The organism is Streptomyces decoyicus (assembly GCF_019880305.1).
GTDB classification, from domain to species: Bacteria; Actinomycetota; Actinomycetes; order Streptomycetales; family Streptomycetaceae; genus Streptomyces; species Streptomyces decoyicus.
Genome location: NZ_CP082301.1, coordinates 794,777 through 806,981 on the forward strand (window position 1 = coordinate 794,777; position 12,205 = coordinate 806,981).

Annotated in this window: 10 protein-coding genes; 7 read left to right on the plus strand and 3 right to left on the minus strand. The window is 71.3% G+C overall.

Annotation, left to right across the window (positions count from 1 at the left end; genetic code table 11):
- Positions 1-110 precede the first annotated feature (110 nt).
- Positions 111-1,052 carry a hypothetical protein gene (locus K7C20_RS03280; RefSeq protein ID WP_030076724.1) on the minus strand — a complete coding sequence of 314 codons (942 nt, stop codon included), beginning with the start codon at positions 1,050-1,052 and terminating at the stop codon, positions 111-113.
- Positions 1,053-1,577: 525 nt separating this feature from the next.
- Between K7C20_RS03280 and K7C20_RS03285 the strand changes: the two genes are divergently transcribed.
- The gene (locus tag K7C20_RS03285; RefSeq protein WP_030076726.1) at positions 1,578-1,769 is read left to right on the plus strand and encodes a DUF6381 family protein; all 192 of its coding nucleotides are present in this window, start codon (positions 1,578-1,580) and stop codon (positions 1,767-1,769) included.
- A gap of 116 nt (positions 1,770-1,885) precedes the next feature.
- Here the strand turns inward: K7C20_RS03285 and K7C20_RS03290 are convergent, their stop codons facing one another.
- The gene (locus K7C20_RS03290; RefSeq protein WP_030076727.1) at positions 1,886-2,737 is read right to left on the minus strand and encodes a caspase family protein; all 852 of its coding nucleotides are present in this window, start codon (positions 2,735-2,737) and stop codon (positions 1,886-1,888) included.
- A 196-nt stretch (positions 2,738-2,933) separates the two neighbouring features.
- Between K7C20_RS03290 and K7C20_RS03295 the strand changes: the two genes are divergently transcribed.
- The 6 genes from K7C20_RS03295 to K7C20_RS03320 are packed head-to-tail and all read left to right on the plus strand — an operon-like array spanning position 2,934 to position 11,128.
- The gene (locus tag K7C20_RS03295; protein ID WP_030076729.1) at positions 2,934-3,830 is read left to right on the plus strand and encodes a DNA/RNA non-specific endonuclease; all 897 of its coding nucleotides are present in this window, start codon (positions 2,934-2,936) and stop codon (positions 3,828-3,830) included.
- An 18-nt stretch (positions 3,831-3,848) separates the two neighbouring features.
- The gene (locus K7C20_RS03300) at positions 3,849-4,784 is read left to right on the plus strand and encodes an alpha/beta fold hydrolase (protein WP_030076731.1); all 936 of its coding nucleotides are present in this window, start codon (positions 3,849-3,851) and stop codon (positions 4,782-4,784) included.
- A gap of 7 nt (positions 4,785-4,791) precedes the next feature.
- Positions 4,792-5,928: an HAD family hydrolase gene (locus tag K7C20_RS03305; protein ID WP_048828804.1), complete on the plus strand. Its 1,137-nt coding sequence runs from the start codon at positions 4,792-4,794 to the stop codon at positions 5,926-5,928.
- Positions 5,909-8,914, plus strand: a complete 3,006-nt coding sequence (locus K7C20_RS03310; protein ID WP_209443888.1) for an ATP-binding protein — start codon at positions 5,909-5,911, stop codon at positions 8,912-8,914. The genes K7C20_RS03305 and K7C20_RS03310 overlap by 20 nt, the downstream gene beginning before the upstream one ends.
- A complete protein-coding gene (locus tag K7C20_RS03315; protein ID WP_053209057.1) occupies positions 8,911-10,053 on the plus strand; it encodes a trypsin-like peptidase domain-containing protein in 1,143 nt (380 codons plus the stop codon). Before K7C20_RS03310 ends, K7C20_RS03315 begins: the two co-directional genes overlap by 4 nt.
- Positions 10,054-10,063: 10 nt before the next feature.
- Positions 10,064-11,128, plus strand: coding sequence for a trypsin-like serine peptidase (locus K7C20_RS03320; protein ID WP_053209058.1), 1,065 nt, complete (start codon positions 10,064-10,066; stop codon positions 11,126-11,128).
- 39 nt (positions 11,129-11,167) lie between these two features.
- Here the strand turns inward: K7C20_RS03320 and K7C20_RS03325 are convergent, their stop codons facing one another.
- Entirely contained in the window at positions 11,168-12,196 is a 1,029-nt protein-coding gene (locus tag K7C20_RS03325) for an ABC transporter substrate-binding protein (protein ID WP_030084676.1), read from the minus strand.
- Positions 12,197-12,205: the final 9 nt, after the last annotated feature.

The window sequence follows — 12,205 nt, forward strand, 5'->3', positions numbered from 1 at the left end:
ACGCCCGATGCGCCCCGCCGCCCCATGCGTCAACGGCCGCCAAGGGCGCGGGCCGAGACCCAGGTCAGGGTCTCGGCCCGCGCCCTTGGCGGCCGTTGCGCCGTCGCCGGCTAGGCGCGCGCGGCGGCCGGGCCCACCCGGCGCGGGCGGTAGAGCAGCGCCGCGCCCGCGAGTCCGGCGCTGACGATCGCCAGTCCCACGGCCATCAGCTCGGGCCACATTCCCGTTTCTCCCAGGCCGCTGCCCATGGGCGCGAAGACGCCGGCGCGGGACAGCGCGTGCAGGGCGATGATGATCATCGCCGCGGCGGCGCTCACCGTCCAGACCAGGGCGGTGTCGCGCATCGCCAGCCAGCCGGCCAGCAGCAGGTAGACGATGGCGATGGCCATCGAGAGCCCGGCGGTCGTCTGGGCACCCTGCAGATGCGACGAGTTCACGGGCAGATGGCTCAGACCGCACAGCGCCAGGGCCACGGCCCCGGGCCAGCGCAGGACGGACCGCAGCACACCGGAGACCGCGTAGCCCGGCGGCCGGCCCTCGTCGCCCGAGGAGGCCCCCGAGGCGGCCCACGGCGGGCTGCCCTGCGGCATGGTGCGGGCAGGCGGCTGGGCCCAGGGCGCGCGCTGGGGCGGCTGGCCCATCGCGGACTCGCGCTGGGCGGTGTTCAGCGGCTGCCCGTTGGGGCCCAGGGGGCGCACATCGGGGTCGAGCACATGCATGGACGCGGTGGGCTGGGGTTCTGGTTCGAAGGGGTCCCCGGGGCCGGCCGGGAAGTGATCGGCCATGCCGTGGACACCGGCGCCGCCGGCCTTCGTCCGGTCGAACAGCTCGATCAGCTGCGCCACCTCCTCGACGGATCTGTCGACGGCCACCGCGCGCAGCGCCTCATGGCTCGATTCCGCGGTGTGCGGGGTGGCCCGCAGCATGTCGAAGAGCGCGGCGACCTCGCTCACCGGACGGGCGACCACTGCCATGCGGAGGGCTTCATCGCCCGGGTTGGGAACGTCGCCGCTGCGCTTGAGCAGTTCCACCAGGGCGGCGACTTCCTCCAAGGGCCGATTGGTGACTGCCTCCCACAAAAGGGTGTGGGCCGAGTTTTTCTCAGGGGACATGGGCGGAAAGTGCTCGCCGGGTTCTGTCGAGGACAGTCCGGCGTCGCCCCCACAAAGAGCTGGTTCGGATGTCATGGAGGGACTCCACTGAACGAGGGGAGCGTCAAACACCAGAAGCGCTGACACTCGGCGGACGTTGAGAGTGCTGTGGTTCAGCCAACGTCCCTTCTGTGTGCCCTCGCCATCCAGGAAGGCCATCCGGTGGAGACACGCCGGGACGGCCGGGCGCGCCGCGGTCGACGGTCGCGCAACGGTGGACCGGGAGCGAGGGCTCCGGCCGGCTCCGTCCGGTCGGTTCGGGAGGGTTCCGCGATCCCCGAATCCGGGCGTCGCGGCACCTGTCCTCCCCCACTGATTACAGCCGGATATGCGCCCTCGCGGAACGTGACTTTTCGAAGTGCCGAGGGCCGCCGAGCCTGATTGCCTGGGAGGTGCAGCTCTCTCTACACCGTTCGAGGACAGATCATGAGCGCCACAGGAGAATCACGCGGACGAATCCAGCAGATGCGCGACAAGGCCCAGGAATTGCAGGCGGCCGCGGAACGGTCCGGCGACCCGGAGGAGCGCAAGCGGCTCCAGGAGAAGGCCCGCAGGCTCGCGTCCCAGAGTGAGCAGGAAAGCGGTATGGCCAGCGGAGACATCTACCCCGCCGAGTAGGGCTCCGCGTTCTCACCCGGCAGCGGAAGGATGGGGTGATCCGTGGACGGGACGCGCGCCCGGCGCCGCGTCCCGTCACTGTGCTCCACGGCGTGCGCGGCCGCCGCGCCCGTCCCTCACACCGTGAAGGGCCGCTGCTCCAGGAATGCGTCGCCGGGCCGGCCGGCCAGATACAGATTCGGGCTCTGGGTGGGCGGCATATTGCGCAGGATGTCGCGGTGGAAGGCGCGGTAGCCGCCGCGGAACGAGCCGCCGTCCCAGACGTCCAGCAGCGTCGCCGTGAATTTGCCGTTCACGGCACCGTCGGAGGCCAGCTGATTGTCCTGGCAGGCGGAGATGAGCAGGGCGTCCGCTTCCGCCGCACGGCTCTTGTCCGCGGCGAGATCACGCTGGAGTTCCTGGAAGAATTCTTTGTCGCGTTGGTAGACCTCGTGCTGCTGCACGACCGGCATGAGGCGCGCGGTGTTCTCGATCTGCTGGGGGTCGCGGGTCTGGAACTGCTCCTCCATCGCCTCGGGGCTGAGGACCTCCCGTACCTCGATGCCGGTGCCGCTGTGGCAGCAGTCGAGCAGGGCCAGGATCCGCACGCCCTGGGCGAAGCGGGCGAATTCCCGGTGCAGCTCGTCGTCGAGGAATTCACGGTCGTAGAACACCAGGGTCTCGTCGAATTCGTCCGGCTCGTCGTCGGAACCGTCGACGTTCGGGACCTGTCCGCCGTGGCCCGAGTAGGTGAACAGCAGGATGTCGCCGCGCTTGAGTTTCTTGGCCGCCTTGCGCAGTTCGGCGGTGACGTTCTTCACGGTGCTCTCGGAGGTGAGCAGGGTCGTGCCCTCGAATCCGGCTTCGCCGGCCAGCCGGGCCATGTCGTCGGCGTCGTTCTCACAGGCGACGAGCCGGCCGTCCCAGCCGCCGTACTTGGTGGCATCGACCTGGTTGAGTCCGAGGTGGAGGGAGAGGCCGGTGGCCATGCGGGGGCTCCTTCGCGGGGCTGGTGAGGGCAACGCCTGGATGCGTTCCGTAGCCCCTCGGTGTCTGAACACGTCGGTGCGCCCAACCGCCTGAACGGTCCCCTGCGGACGGGGCGCCGCCCATGCTCGCGGCTGTTCGAGTGGCTTCGGGGTGGGCACCGGTCGGCGGTCCGCGCCACCGGGAAGCGGTTATCGCATGATCCCATCAGATTCCCCACGGGCCGGTGGGGCAGTGGCCGGGACGGGGTCCGGGCCGTCGTCGGCCGGCCGTACGGGCTACGACGAGCACTTCCTCGGAGTCCCGGTACCGCTGCCGATGCCGAGCAACCCCGCCGTGGAGACCGTGGTGCTGCCGTACACCCACTTCACCGTGGTGCTGCGCCCGGACCGGAGGATGGCGGCGGCCACCGCGGTCTGTATCGACGGTCAGCGTCTGGTGGAGCATGTGCCACGGGAGAGCAGCTGGCAGTTCGACCCGCGGCTGGGCAAGGACCGGCAGGCCGGCAATGACGTGTACCGCGACAACTCCCTGGACAAGGGGCATCTGGTGCGCCGGCTCGATCCCGTGTGGGGCGAGGCAGCGGAGGCGAACCAGGCCAATGAGGACACCTTTCACTACACCAACGCCGCCCCGCAGGCCGATGTCTTCAACCAGGGCAAGAAGCTCTGGCAGGGGCTGGAGAACTATCTGCTCGACCACGCCGCCGGCTTCGACCGGAAGCTGACCGTGCTCACCGGGCCCGTACTGCACGACTCCGACCCGCCGTACCGGGGCGTACAAGTGCCGCTGCGCTTCTGGAAGGTGGCGGCGTTCCTCCAGGACGGCGCGCTGGCGGCGACGGCGTACGTCCTCGACCAGAGCCCCGATCTGACCCGGGACGCCGACCGGGCGCTGGCCGGTGCGCAGGCGGGTGCGCCGCCGCCGCTCGGCGCCTTCCGGACGTTCCAGGTGCCGGTGAAGGACGTCGTCGAGCTCACCTCGCTGGACCTGGGCCCGCTCCCCGCCGCCGATCTGATGCCCGTCGTGCGCGCCCCGGAGGAACGCTGGAAGCGGCTCGCCTCACACGACGACATCGTGCTTCGGCACGGCTGAGCGGCGGGAGGCGCGAGCATGCGACCCAGGGTCGTCTACGTCCACGGCAACGGGAACAAGGTCCGCTCGGAGCTGCTCAAGTCCCAGTGGGACACGGCGCTCTTCGGCAGGGACATGGCCGAGGCGTCGCGGATGGCGTACTGGGCCCCGGTGCGGTACCCCGAGCCGCTCCCCGACTTCCGGACGGACCAGCCGGCCGGCCCGCCGGAGCTGATCGAGGAGATGCCCGTCCGGCCGGACCGGGCCGGCCCCGAACCGCCGGAGGAGTTCGTGGCGCGGACGCTGGACGAAGCGCGCCTCGAAGCCGGGGACACCGGGCTGGAGGCGCGGGCCGGCGCCGACGAGAGCGCGCTGGTCGACTGGCTGCGGGACATGACCTATCTCGCCGACACCCTGGCCCTTTCCGGGGAGCCGGACGAGCCCGGTGCGGAGCTTCCGCTGGAGGCGCTCCCACTGCCCCGGCCGGGCCGTACGGCAGTGTTCCGGCTGCTGGTCAAACACGCCTTCAAGGACGTCCACGGCTATTTCTTCGGCGGTGCGGGCCCGGCGATGCGCGAGGTGGTCAAGGAGCAGTTGGACGGCCTGGGCGGGGGCCCGCTCGTGGTGGTCGGCCACAGCCTGGGAACGATCATCGCCTATGAGGTGCTGATGGAGCAGGCGCGGGAGGTGAAGCTGCTGGTCACCGTCGGGTCGCCGCTGGCGATTGCCGAGGTGCAGGGCCATCTGGCGCGGCCGCCGGCCGTCCCGGCGGGGGTCGCGGCCTGGCGCAACGCCTCTGACCTGCGGGATCTGGTGGCGCTCGACCACACCCTGCGGCCCGAGTACGCCCCGGAGGAACGCGTCACCGATCTGCTGGTCACGAACGACAGCAGCAATCATCACGGCATCGGCGAGTATCTGGCCCAGCACGAGGTCAGGTCGCCGGTTCAGCGGGTCTTCGACGGTGCCGGGTAGGCGCGGTATGCCGTTGACCGAAACGGAGTGGGATCTCGTCACCACCTGGGTGCGGAACTATCTGCTCGACACCACCGAGCCGCACACACAGCTCGCCCAGTACGGTTTCCCGCCGGAATTCATCGGCGCACTGCGGCTGACGCACGTCAGCACGGACAATGCCCGCACCCTCGTCCACCACTCGCGCACGGACATCCAGCGGCAGCTGAGGCTCGTCGAGGCCGTCACCACGATCGACCGGCTGGCGGTGCTCCCGGACATCGCGAAGGCCCGGGAATTCCTGGACCGGCTGCGGGAGGACTTCCGTGACCACGCCGCACAGGACACCTTCCGTACCTGCGTCCTGAAGAACGGCACCGAGGCCTTCATCGACCGCCAGGGCCTGCGGGAGACGCTGCGCCGGTTCCTCGCGGACCCCGACAAGTTCGTTCTGCTGGTCGACGGCGAGCCGGGCAGCGGCAGGTCGTACACCTACAGCTTTCTGCGCCACATCGGGCAGCACAGGGGATTCCGTCCGGTGCGCGTCACCCTGTCGCGCACCGCCACCGCCGCCAAGGTCGTCCGGCGGCTGGCCGACTTCGTCGCCGGTCCGCAGGCAGGGGCCGCACCGCTGAACCCCACGGAGCTCAACGACCTGCTGCCGTCGATCGACGAGGCAGCGCACTGGGTGGCCGGCCGGGCGACGGCCGGCGAGGAGCGCTTCTGGCTGGTCCTCGACGAGTGCGACAAGCTCGATCCCAGCTCCGATGTGTGGGACTTCATCGGACAGCTCGCCACGGCCATCTACGAGCACGCCGCGGTACGCGGCGACCAGGCGCCCCGGCTGGTGCTCCTGGGGTACGGGCGCTCGATGCGTCAACTGCCGTACGACCTGCGGGGAAATCTGAGCTGGGACACGGCGCGCATCGTCGAACCCGGCGATCTGCGCCACTTCTTCGACCAGGTCTTCCATGAAGCGCCGCCGGAAATCCTCGGTACGGGGCAGCCCCGGGAGTCCGCCATCGCCGAGCTCGTGGAGGTGGCGGTGCACGAGGTGCTCCGGGCCACCGGAACGGACGGCGGGGACGGCGGGGACCGGGAGGGGTACATGCGCAAGCTGTGCACGGCAGCGGAGGGGGCCGTTCGTGTCTACCGATCCCTCTGAACGTCCCGCGGTGGGGCCCGCTGCCGTACGGGAGTTGTTCGCCGCGCGGTTACGGGCGGAGCTGCACACGGGCGAGGACCGCAGGCAGGAGGTCTCCCCCGCCCGCCGGGCCTACCGGGAAGCGGCCTGTCTCCTGGGCCGTTTCGATCCGCTGCGGCTCCGGCTGCCCGGGGAACGGCAGGGGGCCGGCGGCGCGGTACTGGAACTGGTCGACGACTGCACGACCATGGGGACACAGGACCAGCCCGAGTGGTCCCTCAAGGACGATGTCAGGGAGCGGGCACTGCGCGGGCTGGCCGGACCCGAGGCCGCCCGGCGCGTCCTGGAGTGCCATCCCGGTCTCCCCGCCGAACCCGGCCCGGAGCGCTTCTGTCTGGCCTATCTGTCCGGCAGCCCCCCGGCGACGGACCGGCTGACCACCGACGAACTGGCCGACGCCCTCCAGGCGGTGCTGTGGCTCTCCCGGGTGCCGGGCATGACCGGGCTGCCGGACACCGCGGAGCTTCAGCACACCCTGGAGCGGGCCCGGCTGCTCGACCCCCTGGAGCGCCTCCTGCGCAGCCCGTTCCAGGGGCGCACGCGCGAACTCGCGGAGCTGCGGGACTATGTCACTTCGCCCGGCGGGTCCGCGGCTGCCGGAACCCGGCCGGACGGCCGTGCGCACCACCCGGCGCCGGTGCCCCCGCTGGTCGTCCACGGTCCCGGCGGGATGGGCAAGAGCACGCTCCTGGCCAAGTTCGTGCTCGACGGCATCCATGACCCGGCCGGCTGCTTCCCGTTCGCCTACATCGACTTCGAGCGGCCCACCCTCTCCATCCAGGAACCGGTCACGCTGATCGCCGAGTCGGCCCGGCAGCTGGGCATCCAGTTCCCCGCCCACCGCGCCGAGCTGGATGCGCTGGCCCTCGAGTGCCAGCAGGTGGCCCGCAGCCAGCGGGAGGGGCAGGAGCGGGTGACCCAGCTGCACGAACTCGCCACCACCCGGGCCGTGCTGGGGCGGCGCTCCTCGCAGGAGTTCCAGTCGCTGGCCGCCGGGCGGGAGACGGAACTGATCCGGCGGCTCGCCGATGTCCTGGCGCGGGCGGTGGCGGAGCGCAAGGGCGGGGAGAGCGCGCAGGACCCGCCGTTCGCGTGGGTCGTCGACTCGTTCGAGGCGGCGCAGTACCGCGGATCACCGGTGGTGGGCCGGATGGTGGCGATCTATCTCTCGTTCCAGAGCGTCTATCCGCGGATGCGGCTCATCGTCTCCGGGCGGGCGCCGGTCGATCATCCCGCGAAGACCATGAAGTCGCTCGACATCGAACTCGGCGAGCTCGACACGGAGGCGGCCGTCGGCCTGCTGGCGTCCTGCGGGGTGGAGGACCCCGAAGTGGCGCGGGCGCTGGCCGACCGCGTCGGCGGCCATCCGCTGAGTCTGAAGCTGGCCGCCCGGGCCGCCACCCTCGCGGGTCTCGGGGCCGAGCGGACCGGCGAGCTGATCCGCAGCCTGCCCGACCGCCGTCATCAGGTCTTCCGCCGGGTCGACCAGATGCTGGTCCAGGGCATCCTCTACGACCGCATCCTCAGCCACATCACCGACGAGGACGTCCGCCGGCTCGCCCACCCCGGTCTGGTGCTCCGGGTCATCACCCCCGAGATCATCAAGGATGTCCTCGCCGAACCCTGCGGGCTGCGGGTGACGACGCCGGAGGAGGCCCGCGCGCTCTTCGACGAGTTCAGCCGCCTGGACATGATGGAGCCCGCCCGTCCCGACGCCGTGCGCTACCGCAGCGATGTCCGCGCCATCATGCTGCGGCTGCCGGGCGGCGACCGTACCGCCGTGATGCGCGCCGTCGAACGCCGCGCGGTCGACCACTACGCCGCACGGGACGGGCTGGAGGCGCGCGCCGAGGAGATCTACCACCGTCTGCGGCTCGACGAGAACCCGCGGTCGGTGGAGGAGCGGTGGCTGCCGGGCGTCGAACGGTTCCTGATCGGGGCGCAGCAGGACATGACCCCGAGGGCCGCGGGCCTGCTCACCGCCCGGCTCGGCGGAGACGCTCCCGATCAGGTCACGGCGGGCGCCGACCAGGAGGACTGGGAACGGATCGCGGCCCGTGAGGTGGAGGATCTGCTCGCGCAGGGCTTCGCCGACGCGGCCTTCGAACGGCTCGGCAGACGACAGCCCTGGACGCCGTGCAGCCCCCTGCACGCCCTGCTCGCCGAGACGCTGAACCGGCTCGGGCGGCAGGAGGAGGCCCGTCGGGCCGTGTCGGACGCCATCGGCACGGCGGAGCACGCGGGCTGCGGGGAGCGCCGGCTGGAACTGCTGCTGCTCTCCGCCCGCCTCGCGGAGGACGCCGGCGATCCGGGGAGCGCGGGCCGCGCGCTGCGCACGGCGGAGGATGTCGCGGTAGGTCTCGGGCAGGACCTCGAAGCGATGGGCGCACTGCTGGCCCGTGCCCGGTTGACGGCGGGCGTCGACGGCACGGACCTGGAGGCGGGGCGCCAACTCGCCGAGCGGCTGCGGATGTTGCCCGACGCCGTCCTCGCCGACCGGCCCGTCCTCGTGCGCGCGGTCGCCTCGCAGATCTACGACCGGGCCCCCGGCGCGCTCGACCATGCGCTGGAGGTGGTGGGGCTGGCGGCCGACGACGAGACGCTGGACGCCCTGGGCGCGGCGATGCGGCGGGCGACCGGACGGCAACCGGCGCTGCTGGGTGCGGTGATGGAGATCCTGGACGAGGCCGCGGGGCCGGCCCGGCAGCCGGCCGGCGGCGCGCCGACCAGCATCGCGGGGATCCTGCGGCTGGCGCGCGACCGCGGCACCCTCGACACTCTCGCCCGGCGGCTGCTGGCCGTCCCCGACAAGAGCGGCGAGCTCGTCGCCGGGGTGGCGGCGGCCATGGGTGTGGGCAGCGGCACCCGCGCGGCCACCGGGCCGGAGCCCGGGAGGAGCCGCCCCCCGGAGGAAAGGAAGAGCCCCATGGGTTCTGACGGCCGGTGAACGCCTACCTCTCGCCGGACGAGATCCGGCAGGTGCTGGACGCCGCGGTGGAGACCGGCCTTGCCGATCCCGCCGTCCGGCCGCTGCTGCTCGACGGCATCATGCCCCGCTACCGCAGCACGCTGCCGCTGAACCCCGCGCCCGGGCGACAGGCACACTCCGACCTGAACGAGATGAACCGGGTGGAGCGGCTGGTGGACGGCTCGGTGCCGCTGGAGATCTGGCTGCGCAACGCCGTCGCCGAGACCACCGCGGCCGAACCGCTCACCGTGTTCCAGAAGGCCCTGGACGAGGTGGCGCGGAAGGCGGGCGGTGAGCCGGATGTGCTGGCCGGGCTGCCCTCCCCCACCGCGGAGGTCAAGGAGCAGATCGTCCACCGGGACGACACGGTCCCGATCGGGTTCCTGCGGGGCGGCGAGCTGGCCGGAGGGGCGGTGGCCCGGCTCAAGGTGCCGCCGTACCAAGGGGGCGCGCCGCTTCAGCCCAACGGCTTCCCGCACTCCGGTACGGGGTGGCTGATCGCTCCCGCTCTGCTCGTCACCAACCACCATGTGGTCAACGCCAGGACCGGGACCGGCGCGGGGCGGCCGGTGGCGGACGCCGAGGATCTGAGCCTCCAGGCCCGGCACACCCGCGCCCGGTTCGACTACGACACCGACGAGGTGGAGACGGAGGAGGCCACCGTCAGCGAACTCGTCGCCGCGGACACGGAGTTGGACTATGCGGTGCTGCGGCTGGCCGCCGAGCCCGCCCGGCCGGTGCTGAGGCTGGCGACGGAACCGCTGGCGGTCGCCGGCGGGGACTTCGTGGCCGTCAACATCATCCAGCACCCGGGGGGCCAGCCGAAGCGGGTCGCGCTGCGCAACAACCTCGTCTACGAGGCCGACGAGCACGATGTGCGCTACTTCACCGACACCCGCGGCGGGTCCTCGGGCTCGCCGGTCTTCACGGACGACTGGAAGGTGGTGGCGCTCCACCGGGGGACCCGGCGCGTGGAGAACGTGCTGTTCCAGGGCCGGACCACGGCCTTCGTCAATGTCGGTACCCAGATGTGCCGCATCATGCGCCATCTGCAGACCAGCAGTCCCGGTGTCCATGCCGAGATCGAGACGGCACAACAGGCCGCACAGCGCGGCTGAGGAGGACGAGATGCACGGACGGCGCAGATCGCCGGTGGCGGCCGGTCCCGAGCAGGTCTTCTCGGATCTGCGGGAGGTCGCGGCGCGGGTGAGGGACGGGCTGTCCTGGGAGGTCCCCGAGTCCCTGGAGGAGCTGCCCGCGGACGAGCTGCCCGCCGGGCAGATCGCGCAGTTCGCCCAGCAGGAGCGGACCCGTGTGCTGTCGGCGGGGGTGAGCGGTCTGGAGAAGCTCGCCGAGGGGCGCGCGGACGAGATCGACGACGACGAGTCCTTCGGCGTGGAAGCCATCGTGCTGCTCGAAGGCCGGCCGGCCATCCTCGTCCGGAACCACGACTTCGCGCCGCAGCAGGGGGACTGGGCGGTGCTCGACGGCCACCGGGCGGCGATCCGTGCCTCGCTCTCGCGGGTCGGGCGGGTCGAGCTGTCCGGCCATCTCAGTCTGGACTGGCTCGGCACGGCGTTCCTGGTCGGCCCGGATGTGGTGATGACGAACCGTCATGTGGCGGCGGAGTTCGCCCGCGGCGACGGCACCGGCTGGACCTTCCAGCAGGGCATCGCCGCCCGGCTCGACATGGGCGAGGAGTACGGCGGCCCGGATGCGGAGAGCGCCGGCCCCGCCTACGACGTCGTCGAGGTGCTGGGCATCCATGAGGACGTCGATCTGGCTCTGCTGCGGGTCGCGCCGACGGCCGGTGCCGCGCTGCCCGCTCCCCTGGCGGTGGCCGCGGACGCACCCGCCGATCTGCCCGGACGCCCCGTGTACTGCGTCGGCTACCCGGCCTACGACGGCCGGCGCAACGAACCCGAGTCGATGCGCCGGATCTTCATGGACATCTACAACGTCAAACGGCTCCAGCCCGGCACCGCCACGGAGCTGGTGCCGGACCGGAGCGTCATCAAGCACGACTGTTCCACGCTGGGCGGCAACAGCGGCTCACCCGTCATCGACCTCACCGACCACCGTGTGCTGGGCCTGCACTTCGGCGGCCGCTACGGCTTCGGCAACTACGCCGTACCGCTGTGGCAGCTGGTGGACGATCCGTTGCTGGACCGGGCGGGGGTCAACTTCGTATGAGCCGCGCCGCGGTGGTGTCCGCCGGTTCGCCGGTCCGCCCTATTTCTTGACGAATTCGGTGGTGTAGGTCTTCTTCAGGTCCACCGTGGCGTTCTTGAGGTTGGGGTTGAAGGCCTTCAGGACGCGTTCGACGGTCGCGGGGCCGTCGGCCGGCATCACACCGTCCTCGGTGAACATCGGCAGGGTGTCCTTGATCGCCTGGGCGTACAGTTCCTTGCCGCCCTGCGCGTAGTCGGACGGCATCTTCGCGGCGATCTGCTCGGGGGTGTGCGTGGACATCCACTTGAGGGTCTTCACCAGGGCGCGGGCCAGCTTCCGCACGGTGTCCTTGTGGCTGTTCACCCAGTCGGTGTTCATGTACAGGCTGGAGGACGGGTACGGGCCGCCGAGCGCCTTCTGCGAGCCCTCGGGGGTGCGCATGTCGATGAGGACCTTGCCGAGCTTCTTGTCCAGGATCTGCGCGACCGTCGGGTCCGTCGTCATCCCGCCCTGGATCGAGGCCTGTTGGAGGGCCGAGATGAAGGTCTGTCCGGCGCCGACCGCCACCGGGGTGAACTCGTTCGTCTGCACGCCGTTCTTCACCGCGAGGTACTTGGTCAGGAAGTCGGTGGACGAGCCGAGGCCGGTGACGCCGAGCTTCTTGCCCCTGAAGTCCTTGGCCGAGGTGAGGTCGCCCGCCGCCTTGTCGGAGACGACTTCGACCTCACCGGGGGCGTGCGCGAGCTGCACCACCGATTCCACCTGCTTGCCCTTGACCTGGAGATCGAGGGTGTGGTCGTAGAAGCCGACGACGCCCTGGACGTCGCCGGAGACCAGCGAGGTGGTGGCCTGCACACCGGCCGGTTCGGTCAGCAGCGTGACGTGGACGCCTTCGTCCTCGAAATAGCCCAGCTGCTGGGTGAGTCTCGCGGGCAGATAGATGACCTTGTCGAGGCCGCCCACCATGATCTTGATCTTGCCGTTCTTGTCCTCGGAGCCGGCGGCCGAGGAACCGCCGCAGGCGGTGACGGTGGTCAGGGCGAGGGCGGCGGCGGCCACGGCGGCAGAGAGCTTCAGCGGGGTACGCATGGTCACGTC